Here is an 18,727-nt window from a genome sequence, read left to right on the forward strand (position 1 = left end):
AAATTATCTTTGCGGGTTAGAATCTTCATTTCGATGATTTTTCTAACCGTGATTTCTTCTATTTTGATCGCTTCTGTTTCTATTTATCAGTTTAGAAAAGAGGCTAAAGATTATCATCAAGAACGATTATTACGAAAAGAAACCGCCATTAAAGAGCACATTAATTACATCCTTAACACTACAACATATCCGCTAACTACAGAAAATATTCCATTAATTTTTTCTGAAAGGGATAAAATTCATGAGCTTTCTGATATTCACGGTTTAGAAATAAATTTTTATGATTTGGAAGGAAATCTACTGAAATCCTCTAAATCTTCTTTTGCAGTTGATAAAGACCCAAAATCAATTGATATCTATTTGATAAAATTAGTTCAATCCAGTTTGGATAAACGATATGTTGAATATAGAGAAATTAACGGTGTAAAAAATTTATCCTCTTACAGCGAAATAAAAGATGCTCAATTTAAGCCTTTAGCCGTTTTAAACATTCCTTATATTGAGGACGATGGATACTATGAAAAGGAACTTCAAAAATTCATGATTCGATTTGGGCAAGTGTATTCATTTATGCTAATACTTTCTATTCTTTTGGCTTACTTTTTATCAAGTTATATAACAAAATCATTAAAAACTATTGCCGAAAAACTGACAATAACCCAATTGAATCGTAAAAATCAAAAAATTGAATTGGAAACCAGCAGCACAGAAATTGAACTTTTGATTCGATCTTATAACAATATGGTTGCTGAATTAGAAGATAGTGCGGTGAAATTAGCTCAAAGTGAACGCGAACAAGCTTGGCGAGAAATGGCAAAACAAGTGGCACATGAAGTCAAAAATCCACTTACACCCATGCGACTAACCATTCAAAATTTTGAACGAAAATTTGATCCTAAAGACCCTAATATTCATCAAAAAATTAAAGATTATACCAAAACGTTGTTACAACAAATTGACATAATGAGTTCGGTTGCCAATGCTTTTTCAAATTTTGCTTCGATGCCGGCACAACAAAATGAACGAATTAATGTAGTTGAAATTATCCAACTTGGATTAGAAATTTTTAATGAAAATTACATTCGCTTTGAGCCTTCAGAAAAAGAAATTTATCTGAATATGGATAGAACTCAACTCATTCGAATCATAACCAATTTAGTAAAAAATGCCACTCAGGCGGTTACTGATTTTACGGAAAATCCAGTTGTGATAGTTTCTGTTAATCAAGATAATGAAAAACTAATCATCACTGTAAAAGACAATGGAATTGGAATTTCAGAAGAAAATAAATTACAAATATTCGAACCAAAATTTACTACCAAATCAAGTGGAATGGGACTTGGTCTTGGCATCATCAAAAAAATTATCGAAAATTATAATGGAACAATTACCTTTGAATCGCAACAAAACAAAGGAACAACTTTTATGGTTACATTACCTATCAATACATACGAACAAATTACATAAACCATGAACTACGAAAATATTTTAATAGAAAAAGTCAACGGAATCTCTGTGATTACCATTAATCGACCTACTAAATTAAATGCGTTAAACAAAGCTACAATTGAAGAACTGCATCACGCTTTTGATACTGAAAATAAAGACAAATCAACCCGAGCAATCATCATCACCGGAAGTGGCGAAAAAGCTTTTGTTGCCGGAGCCGATATCTCTGAATTTGCCCATTTTTCTGTGGAAGAAGGTGGAAAATTAGCCGCAAAAGGACAAGAATTATTGTTTGATTTTGTAGAAAATTTATCCACACCCGTAATTGCTGCCGTAAATGGTTTTGCACTTGGCGGTGGATTGGAATTAGCCATGTCTGCTCATTTTAGAATTGCCTCTGATAATGCCAAAATGGGTTTACCGGAAGTAACTCTAGGTGTAATTCCGGGTTACGGCGGAACACAACGTTTACCTCAACTCGTTGGAAAAGGGCGTGCCATGGAAATGATAATGAGTGCCACCATGATTGATGCCGAAACTGCTAAAAATTATGGTTTGGTTAATCATGTAGTTCCACAAGCGGAATTGATAGAATTTACAAAAGGAATTGCCTCAAAAATTGCTAAAAATTCACCCGTTGCCATTTCCAATGCAATTGCAGCGGTGAATGCTAATTTCAAAGATGGCGTAAATGGTTATGAAATAGAAATTAAAAACTTCGGGAAATCATTTGGAACTACTGATTTTAAAGAAGGAACAACAGCATTTTTAGAGAAAAGAAAAGCAGAGTTTAAAGGAGAATAACTACTTCTCCCCTTCCCATTCCGCATAAAACTGGCTCAAGAATGTTTCCATAAAACGGTGACGTTCTTGAGCTAATTTTTTTCCGGTTTCGGTATTCATTTTATCTTTTAGAAGCAATAATTTTTCATAAAAATGATTCAATGTTGGCGAATCACTTTTTTTATATTCTTCTTTGGTCATATTCAATTTTGGAGCTATAGAAGGATTGTAAATGGGTCTGTTTTTAAATCCGCCATAATTAAATGTTCTAGCAATTCCAATGGCTCCCAAAGCATCTAATCGATCGGCATCTTGAACAATTTCTAATTCTATGGATGAAAAAGTTTTTTCAAAATTTCCACCTTTGAACGAAATATTTTGAATAATTTGAACTACATGCTCAATAATTTCTTCAGAAACGTTTTCACTTTCTAAAAATGTTCTAGCCATTTTCGGACCAATTTCTTCATCACCATCATGGAATTTGGAATCGGCAATATCGTGCAATAAAGCTCCTAATTTTACAACGGTAACATCACAAACTTCTTCTTGGGAAATTAAAATTGCATTTTTATAAACCCGTTCAATGTGAAACCAATCATGACCTCCTTCAGCGTCATGGAGTTGTTTTTTTACAAAAAGAATCGTTTTGTCAATAATTGTCATTTTTATTTCACCAAAGCAGGTTGCACCCATTTAAAAACATTTTCAACTTCCGGAATAACCAAACGTTCCGAAATTTTGGCCATTCTGGAAGGGAGTTTCATCAGATAATCTCTTGCTTTTTCAGCTTCATCGGTCAAACCATTCATTTTTTCAATTTCCCACTTGTCAATTAATTTTTGAAGAATATCTACATAATCAGCTGCAGTGTAAACGCCAATTCGCTGAGCTGAATCTGAAAAGTGCTCAAAAGCTGAACTAATTTTTTGACCTGATTCTCGAAGAAAATGAGCGGGCATCACTATTTTTTGCTTCATCATATATTGAAACGCCAACATCATTTCACTTGGATCAACTTTAAAAATCTGATTCACAAATTCACCATAAGCATGATGATGACGCATTTCGTCGCCAGCAATCAACTTGCACATTTTGGAAAGTTTCTTATCTCCAAATTTTTTGGCTATTTGTGAAACACGGTTGTGAGAAATATAAGTAGCTAACTCCTGAAAACTAGTGTAAACAAAGTTTTTGTAAGGGTCTTTCCCGGTGCCAATATCAAAACCATCGTTAATTAAATGTTGGGTAGTCATTTCAATTTCACGCATATTCACTCGTCCGGACAAGTAGAGATATTTATTCAACACATCACCATGACGATTTTCTTCTCCTGTCCAATGTTTTACCCATTTCGACCAGCCGTTTCGGCCTTCACTATCAACACCTTCCACTTCGGTTAACCAGGATTCATAGGTTGGCAAAGCTTCTTCTGTAATGGTATCACCCACTAAAACTACCCAAAAATCATAAGGCAATTCTTTGGCAATTTCGCGTAATTCGGTAACATCTTCAAAAAAAGTTTCTTTTTCAGAATCCGGTAATAAATCTGAAGGTTGCCATATTTTTTCAACCGGAATCAAAAAGTCATTCATAAATGAATCTACTTTCTTTTCCAATAATTGCATTACTTCTAAACGAATGTTTTTTATTGACATATAATTAATTTTTAATTCCGTTTACTACGGCATTTTCTGTTTTTTGCATTATTTCTTCAAACGGAATTCCTTTAATCGGAAAAGGTTCTTGAATCGTAAATGTTAAGCTATTTCCTAATCCCATCGGAAATTTTCCAAAACGAACCATTTTCCATGAATTATTGATGGATATGGGAACAATATATGCGGATGGTGCATATTTGCACAAAATCTTTAATCCGTTTTCTGAGAATTTTTTTGGCAGACCGGTTTTACTTCGCGTTCCTTCTGGAAAAATGACTGTGGAACGATTATGTTTTTCAATATATTCAGCCATTTCTTTAATGGCTGGTAAAGCTTGTTTTGGGTCTTTTCTATCGATTAAAACGGAACCACCATGCCTTAAATTATAGGAAACGCTTGGAATTCCTTTGCCTAATTCCTTTTTGCTAATGAATTTTGGATGCCATCGTCGCATAAACCAAATGATGGGAGGAATATCATACAAACTCTGATGATTGGCAACAATGATTAACGGTACGTTTTTAGGTAATTTATCTCGGTTTTGAAAATCATAGGTTGTCCCTAATAAATGTGTACTTCTTACCAAACAAAAATTCAAATAATCCACACTTTTTTTGTGAGCTTGGTATCCAAACACATTAAAACAAAACCATTGAACAGGATGGAATATACATAAAAACAACCCAAAAGTAAGGTAATATAATACGGAAATAGGGTAAGATATTAATTTATGCATAGTGTTTTTGGTATGATGGCAAAAGTAGGAAATCGAAATTACTTATTTGGTTACTTTTTGTGGAAAAATAAATTAGAAAGAGATGAAAAAAAAAAGTAATTTTACCACATTATTAATTTTTAAAGCCACATTATTATGAGTTCAGAGAAAGAAGCCAAATTAAAAGCCTTGCAATTAACATTAGACAAATTAGACAAAACCTACGGAAAAGGTACCGTAATGAAAATGGGAGACAAAGCCATTGAAGAAGTGGAAACCATTTCTTCGGGTTCTTTAGGTCTCGATTTAGCGTTGGGTGTAAACGGTTATCCAAAAGGAAGAATTATAGAAATTTACGGTCCGGAATCTTCTGGTAAAACCACCTTAACACTTCATGCGATTGCTGAGGCTCAAAAAGCAGGTGGAATTGCCGCTTTTATTGATGCCGAACATGCTTTTGACCGTCATTATGCTGAAAAACTGGGTGTTGATATAGAAAACTTAATCATTTCTCAACCGGACAACGGTGAACAAGCTCTTGAAATTGCTGAGAACCTAATCCGTTCTGGGGCAATTGATGTTGTAGTTATTGACTCCGTTGCCGCATTAACTCCAAAAAGTGAAATTGAAGGCGAAATGGGTGATTCAAAAATGGGATTACACGCCCGATTGATGTCACAAGCCTTAAGAAAATTAACAGCAACCATCAGTAAAACAAATTGTACTGTTTTCTTTATCAATCAATTACGTGAAAAAATTGGTGTGATGTTTGGTAATCCGGAAACAACTACTGGAGGAAATGCCCTAAAATTTTATGCATCTGTTCGTTTAGATATCAGACGTTCTTCTCAAATTAAAGATGGTGAAAACGTAATCGGGAACAGAACCAAAGTTAAAGTGGTTAAAAACAAAGTGGCTCCACCATTCAAAACCGCAGAATTTGATATCATGTATGGTGAAGGAGTTTCCAAAACTGGCGAAATTTTAGATTTGGCCGTTGAGTTTGAAATCATCAAAAAAGCCGGTTCATGGTTTAGCTATGGCGATACAAAATTAGGACAAGGTCGTGACGCCGTAAAAGCATTAATAAAAGACAATCCTGAATTAGCAGACGAACTAGAAATTAAAATCAAAGAAAAAATTAAAGAAGCTGAATAAAACCTAAACCCGAAAAATTTCGGGTTTTTTTTATTTATGACGCAACCTTTTGACAAATTTTACATCTATAACCTAGAACAAATAAACTCAATGAAAAAAGTTGTTATTTTACTGTTGCTTGTTGTATGTTTTTTTTCGTGTTCAGTTGAAAATGAACCTAAGCAGCATTATGAAATTGTAAAGGTTGAAAATTTTATTGTGCCCGATACTTTTTCTTTTCGGCAAATGCATGAAATAAAGTTATATTACAAAAGACCAACTAGTTGTCATGCTTTTAATGGTTTTTATTTTGACCAATATGAAAACGTAAGGAATATTGGAATTCAATGTATCGTTTCCAATACTACTGCATGTCAAAATTTGAACGAAGAAGCTTATGAAGTTTCATTCGAATTTTATGCAAATAGTTTACAAACTTATTTATTTAGATTTTATAAAGGGAAAGATGAAGAAGGAAATGCAATTTTTGAAAGTGTTGAAATTCCCGTTAAATATTAACATTTAAGACAATGAAAGCTTGTGGGTTTAGACCAACTCATACAGGAATGTAAAAAAGAAAATATTAGGGCACAAGAACAACTTTATAAGCTTTTTTCAGCTAAGTTGTTTAGCGTGTGTCTTAAATATTCGAGGAGTTATGAAGAAGCACAAGATAATTTACAAGAAGGATTTTTGTTGATTTTTGAAAAAATTGAGCAGTTTAATTTTAAAGGTTCTTTTGAAGGTTGGATTAAAAGGATTATCATCAATTTTATTTTACAAAAATATCGTTCACAAAAAGTTTTTGAAATTGTTACGGAAAATTTTCCGGAAACGGTAGAAATTGAAATTGAAGATGAAGATATCAGTATGGATTTTCTACTAAAAACCATACAAGAATTGCCGGATAAGTATCGATTAGTTTTTAACTTATATGTATTAGATGGCTATTCACACGCAGAAATTGCAGAAATGTTAGACATTAACATTGGAACATCAAAATCAAATTTAGCTAGAGCTAAAATGATTTTAAAAGAAAAAATTGAAAAAAAGGCGTCAAACGAATTTAATGAAGCCAAATGAAAAATAAAAAAGATATAGGTAGATTATTTCAAGAAAAATTCAAGGATTTTGAAGAAACTCCTGATGAATTGGTATGGAATGCTATTGAAGAAAAATTAAGAAAAAAAGAAGATAAAAAACGTGTTATTCCACTTTGGTGGAAACTTTCAGGAGTAGCGGCGTTATTTATAATTGGCCTTTTATTTTTTCAAAATTCAACTGAAACTAAAGTAGGAAATGAAGAAAATAAAATTGTTTTTGAAGAAGACAAGAATTCAACTAAAGACATTATAACTACTAATGAAGAATTAGAAAATAATAGAAAAAATGAAGAAAAAATTGTTTTTGAAAATGAAATCTCAAATGAAAGTGCAAGCGAAAACAAAGAAAACTTAACAAAAAAATCAAATCGTTCAAATTGGAAAACAGACAAAAATGCTGCTGTTGTTTCTTCGGAAAACAACAAATCAAAAGAGTCTTTTTCAACTTCAAATAGAGATAAAAACACATTTCGAAATAATAAAAATGAAACTGATTTTAAAAATTCAGAAAAAAAAGTTGCCGCTCAAAACAATATCCAATCTGAAAAATCAACTACCAATTCAAATACTGAAAATAAATTAATTTTTGATCTTGAAAAAAGTATTACCGAAAATAAAACCACCACAAATGAAAATAAAATAGATTCAACAAAAACAGAAACCAGTTTGGCAGAAGTAAAAGTTGAACCTAATGCGTTGGAAGAATTGCTATCAGAAAAAGAAAAAAAACCAAAAGTTGAACCTAAATTAAACAAGTGGGAAATAACTACTGCTATTGCTCCTGTTTATTTGGGTTCATCTTCCAACGGTTCTCCAATTGATAGCCAATTTGCTAATAATTCTAAAGAATATGAAAATACTATGAGTTATGGTGTGGGAGTTAATTATTCTTTGAATAAAAAATTTGCTGTTCGAACAGGTGTTAACAAAGTTAACCTAAGTTATTTAACCAATAACGTTGAATTTTACCCTGAAATTAGCACCAGTAGGATTCAAAATATTAAATATGAAGGACAAGGTGTTTTTATCAATATTCAAAACATTCTACTTGAACCTAAAGTTAATTTCAATGCATCTCAATTTGGTTCTATCCAACAAATGATGAGCTATTATGAAGTACCGCTTGAAGTTTCATATCGTTTATTAAATAAAAAATTTGGAATTAATTTGATTGGCGGAGTTAGTTCTTTCATCTTAGATGACAATAAAATTATGGTAGTTTCAGATGATTTTTCAGCTCTCGTTGGAGAGGCAAACAATTTGAATAAACTTCATTTTAGCACCAATTTTGGTATTGGTTTTAGGTATTCATTTTTTAAATCATTTCAAGCCAATTTTGAACCTACATTCAAATATCAGTTAAATACATTTAGTCATAGTAACGGAGGATTTAAACCTTATTTCATCGGGTTATATTCTGGAATAAGTTATCGATTTTAATACGTAAATTATGTTGGTTTAATTACGTAAATTAGTTTTAGTTAAGTTTGTTATTACTTTTTACACATCAGTAATAACTAAAAAGAGTACTTTTACAGTACTCTTTTTTTTTACTAAAAAATTTATCATGAAAATTATAATATCCTTCTTTGTTATTTTAATTGGTTGTTTTTCTTCTGATTGTAAAATAGATGAAAAAAGTGAAATCAATGCTGTTATCAACCAATGGCATAAGGCTGCTGCCGAAGCAAATTTTGATAATTATTTTGGTTTAATGACCGCCGACGCTGTTTTCATCGGAACAGATGCATCCGAAAATTGGAGTAGAAAAGAATTTGAAGCTTATTCAAAACCACACTTTGATAAAGGAAAAGCATGGACTTTTCACACATTAGAAAGAAATATTTATGTTGATAAAAACAATAAAATTGCTTGGTTTGATGAACTGCTCGACACCTCGTTCAAAATCTGCAGAGGTTCTGGCGTTCTGGAAAAAGTAAACGGAAAATGGAAAATCAAACATTATGTGCTTTCCATGACCATTCCAAATGAAACTTCAAAAGAAGTAATTGCTGTTAAAGATTCTATAGAAAGCAATTATATTCAAAAGTTAAAATCAAAAAAATAAACCTTTCACAAAACCATACCCAAACTTTTCTCGTAACTAAGAAGAACAAACTCAAAATTCTTGGTTATGAAAATCAACAGAAAAGTAAAACTCTTTTTAGGAAGCATCGTCGGAATTGTTTTCCTACTCTTTGTAGTATTGGTTGTTCACATTGCCACAGCCAAGCCAATTGAAGTTGACAATGCAACCCTTCAAATCAGCAGAATCGATTTTAATGAACCACTCGATTCATTAAAAGCGAAAGAAATTCACAGAAATTTAAAATCGATTAACGGCGTAAAAAACATCAAAATTGTAGCCGAAAAAGGCGTTGTTGTATATTTTCACGATAACCGAATTGTGAATTCTGAACAAGTTTTCACGCAACTTTCATCCAAAGGAAATTATCAAGCAGAACGCTTTGTAATTTCAGATGAAATAGCTTCTAAAAAAGTTTGTCCAGCCATGAATACGGATAGCTTTAGCTATAAATTTTCCAGAGGAATTCAACGAATTTTTAATTAACCTAAATAGAATTGTTATGAAACATTTATCAAAATTATCCCTTTTTGCTCTACTCCTTATTTCAGGATTCGCTTATGTTTCTTGTAGTGATGACGATGATGCCACGCCACCAGCAGAGTTAACCCTTTATCAAAAACTAGGTGGTTTTTCCAAGGTTTCAGATCCAAACAATCCCGGTCAAATGATTGAACAGGGAAGATTGTCTTACCGTTCTGTGGTTGACAGTACGATTACATTAATTGTTGCCGATATTGTTGCCGGTTCTCAAGGAAACTTAGGAGCTCATTTTGCACCTATTGTTGGAGAAGTTTCTGGTGGAAACACCACAAATGTTGCTGTTTTAAGCAAAAACTTAACCGATTTCTTTTCGGCAAACACAGGTGGTGGAGCAACAAACACGTATTCCGGATTAGGAATGGTTGCTGCTCATGACCCGGCTCAAAACCCTAGAATGGGTGTAAAAGCTAATAATGCCGACTATGATAAATTTATTGGTTACGTAGGAGCAGCAGCTGGTTTAAACGGAGTAACAGACTCGGCTTTAATTGGTGAAGTTGTTGAGGTTTTAGAATCGCTTAGAGCACCGATTGTACAACAATAATATAACACATACTTTTAACTGTGCGGAATCACCATTCTTATAATTTTAAGGTGGTGATTCTTTATTTTTTTAGGTTTTCTAGCATTTCTACGGTCATCAAATCCATATCAAAATTGTGTTTCCAACCCCAATCAGTTCTAGCAGAAGAATCATCAATCGAGCCTGGCCAACTATCTGCAATTTTTTGACGAAAATCCGGTTTGTATGAAATAGTAAAATCAGGAATATGCTTTTTAATTTCTGCCGCAATTTCTTTCGGTGTAAAACTTACTCCAGATAAATTATAAGACGAACGAATTTTAATATTTTCCGAAGGAGCTTGCATTATTTCGATAGTGGCACGAATGGCATCGTCCATATACATCATTGGTAAACGGGTTTCTTCAGACAAAAAACATTCAAAATTACCATCGCTCAATGCTTTGTGATAAATATCTACGGCATAATCAGTTGTTCCTCCGCCTGGTGGTGTTGACCAACTAATTAAGCCCGGATAGCGAACGCTTCTTACATCTACACCAAAAATGTTGTGGTAATATTCACACCAACGTTCTCCGGCTTGTTTCGAAATTCCGTACACGGTAGTTGGTTCCATTATGGTATATTGTGGCGTATTTTCTCTAGGTGTTGTTGGTCCAAAAACGGCAATACTTGATGGCCAAAATATCTTTTTTATTTTTCCGGCTTTCGCTAAATTTAATACATGAAAAAGTGAATTCATATTCAAATCCCATGCAAATGCAGGATTTTTTTCGGCTGTAGCTGATAATAAAGCAGCCATTAAATACACTTCTTCTACGTGATATTTTTCAATAATATGTTCAATTTGATTGAAATCAAGAGCATTCAATACTTCAAAAATTCCGTCATTTACTACTTCATTATTCAGTTTTCTGATATCAGAAGCAATTACATTCTCGCTTCCGTAAATCGTTCTTAATCGATGGGTTAATTCAGTACCAATTTGACCACAGGCACCAATAATCAGAATTTTTGCACTCATGAAAAATATATTTCTGCAAATATAACGTTTTCGTAAACTAAAAAAAGGAAGTAAAACGGCTTTTATTTCAGAAAGCTTTAACGTAGTAAATGAAGTTTAAAATTACCTTTGTATTTTTGAACAGTAAAAGTAGGCTCATGAAATTATTTATTCGTTTTTTCCTGTTTTCATTTTTAATCTTTTTTTCTTGTCAAGATGAGAATGAAGCCAGACGAATTCAACAACAAAAAGAAATTACCAAAAAAGAAGAAATTGCCAAGAGAATTCATTCCGCTTGGAACTTTCGTTCCGTTTCTTTAAGTCCGTTAGCCACAAATTTTACCACTGATTGGGCAGAATGGAGATTGTTTCAAACCGAACTTTATCAAAAACCAACCAACAGCTTGACCGCATTTCAGAAAAAATCTAAAATGCTCACTAAAAAAGCAGATGAAGTACTTCAAACGATTCCGGGAATATTATTTCGCCCAGAATTTAAAACTCGATTCACCGTTTTGTTAAACAAATTTCGTTCCATCGAAATGTACTTAAATCTAACCGAAATTCCTGAAAAAAAAGTGATCGGATTGATCTCCGAAATCAACTTAGAACTCTTATCAATCGAATCACAAATGAATGAACTGGCTCGCAAAAATCAAATTCCTATGGAACAAGGCGAAGCCGATATGATTCGAATGTTAGACACTTCCCGAGCCGTTCGAGAAACACCAAAAAATCTAGACTAGTTGAACGTTTCAAATATTTCTTCCGCCTATAATTCTTCTGCTAAAATTATTCAATTGGCAGAAAATATCGCCGTTCCCGAAAAAAAAGTGCAAATCAAAGGATTGGTTGGTTCTTCGCTTTCGTTTGTTATTCAAGCTCTTTTTGAAAAATCGGAATTGCCTTTTTTATTGCTTTTTAATGACAAGGAAGAAGCTGCTTATTATTTGAATGATTTAGAAAATCTCATCAACGATCAAGATGTGTTGTTTTATCCGAGTTCGTATCGCAGACCATATCAAATTGAAGAAACGGATAATGCCAATATTTTGCTTCGGGCCGAAGTATTAAACCGGATCAATTCCCGAAAAAAACCATCGATTATTGTTACTTATCCGGAAGCTCTTTTTGAAAAAGTGGTGACCCGAAAAGAATTGGATAAGAACACGCTGAAAGTGGCGGTTGCCGACCAAATTTCGATTGATTTTATCAACGAAGTATTGTTTGAATACAACTTCAAACGGGTAGATTTTGTATCAGAACCCGGCGAATTTTCGGTTCGTGGTGGAATTATCGATGTGTTTTCATTTTCAAATGATAATCCGTACCGAATTGAATTCTTCGGAAATGAAGTCGATAGCATCCGAACGTTTGACGTAGAAACGCAACTTTCACTGGAAAAACAGAAGAAAATTGCCATCATTCCCAACGTAGAAAATAAATTTTTACAAGAAAACAGAGAAAGTTTCCTTAATTATATCAACCCAAAAACCGTACTTTTTGTTCAGGAAACAGAAATGGTTTTGAATCAATTTGATAAATTATTTGACAAAGCAACCGAAGCTTTTGGCAAACTTTCTAATGAAATAAAACATGCTTCGCCCGAAGAACTTTTTATCAATCAATCGTCATTTGTAAAAAAAGCTCTCGATTTTTCAATAGTTGAAATCGGATTGAAATCGTTTTTTAAAACAGAAAAAACAATTGAATTTCATACCAAACCGCAACCTTCATTCAACAAACAATTTGATTTATTGTTGAATGATTTGAACGAAAATCACTTTAACGGAATCAAGAATTACCTGTTTTGTTCCAATGAAAATCAAGCCAATCGCTTTCATGATATTTTTGAAAGTTTGGATGAAGAAAATCATGAAAACATCCGAAAACAATACAAAACCATTGTTTTTCCACTTTATCAAGGTTTTATTGACGAAGAAAACCAATTGGCTTGCTACACCGATCATCAAATTTTTGAACGGTATCATAAATTCAGCATCAAAAACGGGTATTCTAAAAAGCAAACCATTACGCTAAAGGAATTAACCCAACTTTCGGTTGGCGATTATGTAACGCATATTGACCACGGTATCGGGAAATTTGGCGGTTTGCAAAAAATTCAGGTAGAAGGCAAAATGCAAGAAGCCATCAAATTGGTGTATGCCGATAATGATATTGTGTATGTGAGCATTCATTCACTACACAAAATTTCAAAATACAACGGAAAAGACGGAACGCCACCCAAAATTTATAAATTGGGCTCCAATGCGTGGAAAGCCTTAAAACAAAAGACCAAAGCCAGAGTTAAACACATTGCATTCAACTTGATTCAATTGTACGCTAAAAGACGTTTGGAAAAAGGTTTTGCTTGTGCACCGGACAGTTATTTGCAAAAAGAGTTAGAAAGTTCGTTTATTTATGAAGATACGCCGGACCAAATTACGGCTACACAAGATGTAAAAAACGACATGGAACGCGACCGCCCGATGGATCGATTGGTGTGTGGTGATGTTGGTTTTGGTAAAACCGAAGTCGCGATTCGTGCCGCATTTAAAGCCGTTGATAACGGGAAACAGGTTGCTGTTTTAGTTCCTACAACAATTTTGGCTTATCAGCATTTCCGAACGTTTTCGGAACGATTGAAAGATATGCCGGTTACGATTCACTATTTAAACCGATTTAGAACCGCCAAACAAAAAACCGAAACGATAAAAGGTTTAGCCGAAGGCAAAGTAGATATCATCATTGGAACCCATCAATTGGTTAACAAAGATGTAAAATTTAAAGATTTAGGTTTGTTAATCATTGATGAAGAACAAAAATTTGGCGTGAATGTAAAAGATAAACTCAAAACGATTTCTGCTACGGTAGATACGTTGACTTTGACAGCGACTCCGATTCCGAGAACGTTACAATTTTCGTTAATGGCAGCAAGAGATTTATCGGTTATTACAACGCCACCGCCCAATCGTTATCCCATCGAAACGCAAGTGGTTGGATTCAATGAAGAATTGATTAGGGATGCCATTTCGTATGAAATTCAGCGAAACGGTCAGGTGTTTTTCATCAATAATCGAATAGAAAACATCAAAGAAGTAGCCGGAATGATTCAGCGACTGGTTCCTGATGCTCGCGTAGGAATTGGACATGGACAATTGGACGGCAAAAAGTTAGAAGAATTAATGCTGGCTTTTATGAATGGTGAATTTGATGTTTTAGTTGCTACAACCATTATCGAAAGCGGTTTGGATGTGCCAAACGCCAACACAATTTTCATCAACAATGCCAATAATTTTGGTTTGTCCGATTTGCATCAAATGCGAGGTCGTGTGGGTCGAAGCAACAAAAAAGCGTTTTGTTATTTCATCACACCTCCTCAATCTGTGATGACGGAAGATGCGAGAAAACGAATCAATGCGTTAACGCAATTTAGCGAGTTGGGAAGCGGTTTCAACATTGCCATGAAAGATTTAGAAATTCGAGGTGCCGGCGATTTATTGGGTGGTGAACAAAGCGGTTTTATCAACGAAATTGGATTTGAAACCTATCAAAAAATCATGAACGAAGCCATTGAAGAACTAAAAGAAAACGAATTCAAAGAATTGTATCAAGAAGAAAGCGATATTGAAACCAAAGAATTTGTAAAAGATCTTCAAATTGATACTGATTTTGAATTGTTGTTTCCGGATGATTACATCAACAGCGTTAATGAACGTTTGAATCTATACAACGAACTCGGAAATGTAAAAGATGAAGAAGGTTTATTGGCTTACGAACAAAAGCTAATTGACCGTTTCGGGCCATTGACAAAAGAAGCCCAAGCTTTGTTAAACAGTATCCGTATCAAATGGATTGCCACCCGATTAGGCATTGAAAAACTCATCATGAAACAAGACAAAATGATCGGTTATTTTGTGGGCGATCAACAAAGTGATTATTACCAATCGGCTCGTTTTCATAAAGTACTTCAATTTGTGCAACAAAACGGCAATCACTGCAAAATGAAAGAGAAAGAAACCAAAAGCGGCTTGCGTTTATTACTGACTTTTGAAAATGTAAAATCGATTAGAAAGGCGTTGGAATTGATGGAGATGATGGGAAGATAATTTTCACAATAACTATTTTTAAACTTATTTGACTTATATGGTAAATTAATTTTTTACCATATAAGTCATATAAGTTTTATAAGCTTTTTAAATCCTTAATAACCTTAAACGCTACATCCACTTCCTCTTCGCTTACTAAAATTGTAAATTCGTTGGAAGTTGAAATTACTTCGTTGATGATAATTCCTTCCCAAGCCAAACGTTGAAAAATAAAGTAATAAATCCCGGGAATACTTATGTTTTCTTTGGGTAATTTTACGGTAATAGAGGCTAAATTATCCAATTTTTGAATCAATTTTTCGCCTGAAAAATGTTTGTCAACTAAATAGCCAACACTATTGCTTACTACAATATTTGTTTCATTTACGCCACGTGAAGATGTGTAAAAAATACCATTTTCTTTATTGATTTCTGAAATCAAAGCCGCTTGTTTGTCTAAAATGGTTTCGGAAACCGCAAACGTATAATCGATTAACGAAGAACGAACCGTGATTTCACCAATGTTTTTTAAGACTTTCAAAATTTTATGATTCACTCGAAAATCCAATTCTTCCGAAAGGCGTTTTAAAGCCATAACCACCGCTCCTTGCTTGACATCTTTGCCCAATTCCTGCTCCAATTCGGGCATCATGTTTCGGGATAATGAAGTGAGATTGATGATACCTTGCGACAAAGCACTCAATAAAAAAGGTTTGGTCTTGATGTAATGTTCTACAACCGAAGAAATTGTTTTCATATCATTTCGTTTAAAAAACGCCACAAAGATATAAATAAAAACAATTTGTTACAAATATAACATTTAGTGTTTTATTAATTTTACCGTTTTCTTTTGTTGATGTTGAATTACAGTCAGAAAATATACTCCACCAGAAAGAAAAGAAGTTTCCAATTGAATTTCGTTTATGGCTTTTCCTTCCAAAATTTTATTGGCTTTCAAATCAAAAAGAGTATATTCAAAAGGCGTTTCAATAACAGATTTTACTATAATTACTTCCTTAAACGGATTGGGAGAAACCTTAAAAGGTATCGTTGAGGATGAATTTGTAAGCGATAAATTTTCACATAATTGACAGTTACTATTTGTAACATTCGTATCATCATTCCCTTTTAAGGCTTCAAAAAGTTCACCCGAAACACAATTTTCCTTCAAAAAATAATCCAACCATAAATTAAGATAAGAATAAATAATTTGATGTTGCTGTGCTCTGGTTATTGTAGGTGAAGGTGAACAACTTCCTTCGCCCACCGAACAGAAAAAATTAGAATTAGCCATTTGACAATGACTTCCACCAGTAATGCCCAAATAATTTTTACAACTACTTTGCAAAGCGTTAAACATCGGTAATTGATTGGTTACCGGAGGCGTAACACAATCATTAATCCCCGCAATCGTAAATGATGGTATTTCTAAAGCCGAAGAAGCACCAATTGCAGAAGGATTGGTTTCCGCCGCTGCAAAAGTAACCACATGATTAATTTGAGTAGAATATTGTTTTGCCAATAAAGCACAACCTCCACCCATACTATGTCCCATTACTGCATTTTTTGAAGAAATTCTTGAGAAAAAAAGCGAATTGGATTGATTATTTAAACCATTCATCGCTTCAATAACAAAAGCTAAATCTTTTGCAAAATTGGTATGTGACGGTGAAAAAGAACCCTCTGTTTTTGGAAAGGCCATAATATATCCTTGCGGAACCAATTCTTCCCAAAAATTTTGATAGGCTTCAAAAGTCATGACAAAACCATGACCAAAAGAAAGCAAAGGAAAAGTTTGATTGGAAGAAACTATAATTGGCACATCTGTTCCATTGGTATCAGCCGGGTAAAAAACCTCAGTCGCAATAGTTCTATTTCGAGAAGTATCAAAAAGGTTTAAAGTAGTTCTACCGATTTGAAAAGGTTGAGCAAAAAGGGTGAAACAACCCAAAAACCAAATAATGAATGCTTTTTTCATTTCTTTCAAAACTATTAATGGATTAAAAGTAAGTTATTTAGCTGTAAACAAAAAAATTTACTAAAAATAATAAAAAGCATCTTCAATGTGTTCAATCGAAGTTTCATGATTGTTCAGCACGATGCCAATAATATCAAAACGCACTTCCAAATCCAGGTCATTTTCGATCATGTATTGATCTACGGCTTTGACTAAATTTTGAATCTTTTTTCCTTTTACAAAATCTTGTGGTAAACCAAAGTCGGCCGAGGTTCGGGTTTTGACTTCCACAATGGCTAAAATGTTATCTTTTTGAGCCACAATATCCAGCTCGGCTTTTTGAAAAACCCAGTTGCGTTCCAAGATTTCGTAACCTGCTTTTTGTAGAAAATCAGCGGCTATTTCTTCTCCTTTTTTACCGAGTTCGTTGTGTTGTGCCATTGAGATTTAAGATTTTTGATTAACGATTTTTGATTTATGAAGTGATTCCTAATAAATAATTATCATAATTATTAATCAAACTTCAAAACCGTTCCACTTTCACTAACTTCTAATGTAACCTGCCTTCCAAAAACCAAAGCTCGGTTATCCGGAATATGTCCTGCCGGGAAATTGTAAACTATCGGAATGTCATATTTTTGGGTGATATCTTGAATAATTTCCAAGGCATTTTTGCCCCATGGAATTTCGTTATCGTTCATTTTGGTCATGCTTCCTACCACAATTCCTTTTAAACTTTCCAAACAACCGTTGCGTTTGAGGTTCATCATCATGCGGTCGATGTGGTATAAATATTCGTCTAAGTCTTCCAGAAACAAAATTTTATCGGTGCAATCTATCGCAGATGCCGACCCAAACAAGCTGTATAAAATAGAAAGATTTCCGCCCACCATTTCACCTTTGGCTTTACCCAACTTATTCATTTTATCATACGGAATCGAATAGGAAAGGCTTTCGCCAAATAAGGCTTTGCGTAAGCTTTCTTTGGCTTCGGGAGTAGCTCTCGGAATATTAACCGGCATCATTCCATGAATGGATTGAAAACCCATCGTATTCAAATGACTATGCAAAACTGTGACATCACTAAACCCAATCACCCATTTTGGATTTTTTTTGAATGTAGAAAAATCGATTAAATCAACCATACGAACGGTTCCGTAACCGCCACGAACACACCAAATGGCTTTTACATTCGGGTTGTTCATTTGCGTTTTAAAATCCTTAGCTCGGTCTTCATCTGTTCCGGCCAATTGATGGTTATCTAAACCTATAGAAGAACCGATGATGGTTTTTAAACCCCAATTCTCCAAAAATTCTTTGGCTAATTTTAAATCGTCATTCAAATGTTTTCTGGCTGTGGCTACGATGGCAACCGTGTCGCCTTTTTGTAAATACGGTGGAGTTATCATTTTTTTATCCATTTGAGCATTGGTGGTGAAAAAAAGTGAAAGGAATAAAAGGGTTACAACGTTTTTCATGTTCACCGGTTTTCTTTTAACAAATAAACAAATTATCCTTTGGTTTAGCAAGTTGATTTGTTTTGAAATGATTTGTTACACGAATTTTTAGCCCGGATAGTAGTGGAAACCCCGCAGGACTGAAAGCTAATTTTTCTTTGCTTTTTGGGGCGACCAACGGAAGCCACAGAAAAGCGGTAGAAAAATAGCTTGAAGGCCGAG

Annotated in this window: 19 protein-coding genes; 11 read left to right on the forward strand and 8 right to left on the reverse strand. The window is 33.8% G+C overall.

The genetic code is table 11. From position 1 onward, the window contains the following. Window positions 1–33: 33 nt before the first annotated feature. Together H601_RS0100440 and H601_RS0100445 are read left to right on the forward strand one after the other, a co-directional pair. Window positions 34–1,467 (forward strand): sensor histidine kinase, encoded by a 1,434-nt coding sequence (locus tag H601_RS0100440; RefSeq protein ID WP_026709682.1) that lies wholly within the window; start codon window positions 34–36, stop codon window positions 1,465–1,467. 3 nt (window positions 1,468–1,470) lie between these two features. Further along, window positions 1,471–2,253 carry an enoyl-CoA hydratase/isomerase family protein gene (locus tag H601_RS0100445; protein WP_026709683.1) on the forward strand — a complete coding sequence of 261 codons (783 nt, stop codon included), beginning with the start codon at window positions 1,471–1,473 and terminating at the stop codon, window positions 2,251–2,253. Here the strand turns inward: H601_RS0100445 and H601_RS0100450 are convergent, their stop codons facing one another. From H601_RS0100450 to H601_RS0100460, 3 genes are read right to left on the reverse strand one after another with little or no spacing between them, the layout of a single operon-like run. Then, window positions 2,254–2,928 carry an HD domain-containing protein gene (locus tag H601_RS0100450; protein ID WP_245571582.1) on the reverse strand — a complete coding sequence of 225 codons (675 nt, stop codon included), beginning with the start codon at window positions 2,926–2,928 and terminating at the stop codon, window positions 2,254–2,256. Continuing rightward, window positions 2,901–3,890: an acyl-ACP desaturase gene (locus H601_RS0100455; protein ID WP_026709685.1), complete on the reverse strand. Its 990-nt coding sequence runs from the start codon at window positions 3,888–3,890 to the stop codon at window positions 2,901–2,903. Before H601_RS0100455 ends, H601_RS0100450 begins: the two co-directional genes overlap by 28 nt. A gap of 4 nt (window positions 3,891–3,894) precedes the next feature. Further along, window positions 3,895–4,629 carry a lysophospholipid acyltransferase family protein gene (locus tag H601_RS0100460; RefSeq protein WP_026709686.1) on the reverse strand — a complete coding sequence of 245 codons (735 nt, stop codon included), beginning with the start codon at window positions 4,627–4,629 and terminating at the stop codon, window positions 3,895–3,897. Window positions 4,630–4,764: 135 nt separating this feature from the next. Here H601_RS0100460 and recA point away from each other — a divergent pair, with 135 nt between their 5' ends. The 7 genes from recA to H601_RS0100500 all read left to right on the forward strand — a co-directional run bounded on the left by recA (window position 4,765) and on the right by H601_RS0100500 (window position 10,021). Continuing rightward, window positions 4,765–5,766 (forward strand): recombinase RecA, encoded by a 1,002-nt coding sequence (recA, locus tag H601_RS0100470; protein ID WP_026709687.1) that lies wholly within the window; start codon window positions 4,765–4,767, stop codon window positions 5,764–5,766. 90 nt (window positions 5,767–5,856) lie between these two features. Continuing rightward, the gene (locus tag H601_RS0100475) at window positions 5,857–6,264 is read left to right on the forward strand and encodes a hypothetical protein (RefSeq protein WP_156900308.1); all 408 of its coding nucleotides are present in this window, start codon (window positions 5,857–5,859) and stop codon (window positions 6,262–6,264) included. 21 nt (window positions 6,265–6,285) lie between these two features. Beyond that, entirely contained in the window at window positions 6,286–6,828 is a 543-nt protein-coding gene (locus H601_RS0100480; protein WP_026709689.1) for an RNA polymerase sigma factor, read from the forward strand. Then, window positions 6,825–8,288, forward strand: a complete 1,464-nt coding sequence (locus tag H601_RS15945) for a hypothetical protein (protein ID WP_051220608.1) — start codon at window positions 6,825–6,827, stop codon at window positions 8,286–8,288. Before H601_RS0100480 ends, H601_RS15945 begins: the two co-directional genes overlap by 4 nt. Before the next feature lie 127 nt (window positions 8,289–8,415). Continuing rightward, on the forward strand, window positions 8,416–8,916 hold the full coding sequence (locus tag H601_RS0100490; RefSeq protein WP_026709690.1) for a nuclear transport factor 2 family protein: 501 nt from the start codon (window positions 8,416–8,418) through the stop codon (window positions 8,914–8,916). Window positions 8,917–8,982: 66 nt separating this feature from the next. Next, the gene (locus H601_RS0100495) at window positions 8,983–9,420 is read left to right on the forward strand and encodes a hypothetical protein (RefSeq protein ID WP_026709691.1); all 438 of its coding nucleotides are present in this window, start codon (window positions 8,983–8,985) and stop codon (window positions 9,418–9,420) included. A 16-nt stretch (window positions 9,421–9,436) separates the two neighbouring features. After that, window positions 9,437–10,021, forward strand: a complete 585-nt coding sequence (locus H601_RS0100500; protein WP_026709692.1) for a globin family protein — start codon at window positions 9,437–9,439, stop codon at window positions 10,019–10,021. Between the two features lie 61 nt (window positions 10,022–10,082). Here H601_RS0100500 and H601_RS0100505 read toward each other — a convergent pair whose 3' ends face one another. Further along, window positions 10,083–11,024 carry an L-threonine 3-dehydrogenase gene (locus tag H601_RS0100505; RefSeq protein WP_026709693.1) on the reverse strand — a complete coding sequence of 314 codons (942 nt, stop codon included), beginning with the start codon at window positions 11,022–11,024 and terminating at the stop codon, window positions 10,083–10,085. 137 nt (window positions 11,025–11,161) lie between these two features. On the opposite strand from H601_RS0100505, the gene H601_RS0100510 reads away from it, so the two are divergent. Together H601_RS0100510 and mfd are read left to right on the forward strand one after the other, a co-directional pair. Further along, on the forward strand, window positions 11,162–11,749 hold the full coding sequence (locus tag H601_RS0100510; protein WP_026709694.1) for a hypothetical protein: 588 nt from the start codon (window positions 11,162–11,164) through the stop codon (window positions 11,747–11,749). 45 nt (window positions 11,750–11,794) lie between these two features. After that, a complete protein-coding gene (gene mfd / locus H601_RS0100515; protein WP_425402328.1) occupies window positions 11,795–15,112 on the forward strand; it encodes a transcription-repair coupling factor in 3,318 nt (1,105 codons plus the stop codon). 76 nt (window positions 15,113–15,188) lie between these two features. Here mfd and H601_RS0100520 read toward each other — a convergent pair whose 3' ends face one another. The 4 genes from H601_RS0100520 to H601_RS0100535 form a co-directional block, all read right to left on the reverse strand. Next, window positions 15,189–15,848 carry an aspartate kinase gene (locus H601_RS0100520; protein ID WP_026709696.1) on the reverse strand — a complete coding sequence of 220 codons (660 nt, stop codon included), beginning with the start codon at window positions 15,846–15,848 and terminating at the stop codon, window positions 15,189–15,191. Window positions 15,849–15,911: 63 nt separating this feature from the next. Beyond that, window positions 15,912–17,069 carry a poly(ethylene terephthalate) hydrolase family protein gene (locus H601_RS15950; protein WP_026709697.1) on the reverse strand — a complete coding sequence of 386 codons (1,158 nt, stop codon included), beginning with the start codon at window positions 17,067–17,069 and terminating at the stop codon, window positions 15,912–15,914. A 60-nt stretch (window positions 17,070–17,129) separates the two neighbouring features. Continuing rightward, window positions 17,130–17,489 (reverse strand): YraN family protein, encoded by a 360-nt coding sequence (locus tag H601_RS0100530; protein WP_026709698.1) that lies wholly within the window; start codon window positions 17,487–17,489, stop codon window positions 17,130–17,132. Window positions 17,490–17,560: 71 nt separating this feature from the next. After that, on the reverse strand, window positions 17,561–18,457 hold the full coding sequence (locus tag H601_RS0100535) for a S66 peptidase family protein (RefSeq protein WP_084139910.1): 897 nt from the start codon (window positions 18,455–18,457) through the stop codon (window positions 17,561–17,563). Between the last annotated feature and the right edge of the window lie 270 nt (window positions 18,458–18,727).

Source organism: Flavobacterium filum DSM 17961 (assembly GCF_000425465.1).
In the GTDB taxonomy this organism is placed as follows: Bacteria; Bacteroidota; Bacteroidia; order Flavobacteriales; family Flavobacteriaceae; genus Flavobacterium; species Flavobacterium filum.

Coding starts and splice junctions, on each gene's coding strand:
- H601_RS0100450 (WP_245571582.1), bottom strand. CDS start 2,928: ATGGGTGCAACCTGCTTTGGTGAAATAAAAATGACAATTATTGACAAA.
- H601_RS0100535 (WP_084139910.1), bottom strand. CDS start 18,457: ATGATAACTCCACCGTATTTACAAAAAGGCGACACGGTTGCCATCGTA.
- H601_RS0100530 (WP_026709698.1), bottom strand. CDS start 17,489: ATGGCACAACACAACGAACTCGGTAAAAAAGGAGAAGAAATAGCCGCT.
- H601_RS0100495 (WP_026709691.1), top strand. CDS start 8,983: ATGAAAATCAACAGAAAAGTAAAACTCTTTTTAGGAAGCATCGTCGGA.
- H601_RS15950 (WP_026709697.1), bottom strand. CDS start 17,069: ATGAAAAAAGCATTCATTATTTGGTTTTTGGGTTGTTTCACCCTTTTT.
- H601_RS0100460 (WP_026709686.1), bottom strand. CDS start 4,629: ATGCATAAATTAATATCTTACCCTATTTCCGTATTATATTACCTTACT.
- H601_RS0100510 (WP_026709694.1), top strand. CDS start 11,162: ATGAAATTATTTATTCGTTTTTTCCTGTTTTCATTTTTAATCTTTTTT.
- recA (WP_026709687.1), top strand. CDS start 4,765: ATGAGTTCAGAGAAAGAAGCCAAATTAAAAGCCTTGCAATTAACATTA.
- H601_RS0100520 (WP_026709696.1), bottom strand. CDS start 15,848: ATGAAAACAATTTCTTCGGTTGTAGAACATTACATCAAGACCAAACCT.
- H601_RS0100490 (WP_026709690.1), top strand. CDS start 8,416: ATGAAAATTATAATATCCTTCTTTGTTATTTTAATTGGTTGTTTTTCT.
- H601_RS0100455 (WP_026709685.1), bottom strand. CDS start 3,890: ATGTCAATAAAAAACATTCGTTTAGAAGTAATGCAATTATTGGAAAAG.
- H601_RS0100500 (WP_026709692.1), top strand. CDS start 9,437: ATGAAACATTTATCAAAATTATCCCTTTTTGCTCTACTCCTTATTTCA.
- H601_RS15945 (WP_051220608.1), top strand. CDS start 6,825: ATGAAAAATAAAAAAGATATAGGTAGATTATTTCAAGAAAAATTCAAG.
- H601_RS0100505 (WP_026709693.1), bottom strand. CDS start 11,024: ATGAGTGCAAAAATTCTGATTATTGGTGCCTGTGGTCAAATTGGTACT.
- H601_RS0100440 (WP_026709682.1), top strand. CDS start 34: ATGATTTTTCTAACCGTGATTTCTTCTATTTTGATCGCTTCTGTTTCT.
- H601_RS0100475 (WP_156900308.1), top strand. CDS start 5,857: ATGAAAAAAGTTGTTATTTTACTGTTGCTTGTTGTATGTTTTTTTTCG.
- H601_RS0100445 (WP_026709683.1), top strand. CDS start 1,471: ATGAACTACGAAAATATTTTAATAGAAAAAGTCAACGGAATCTCTGTG.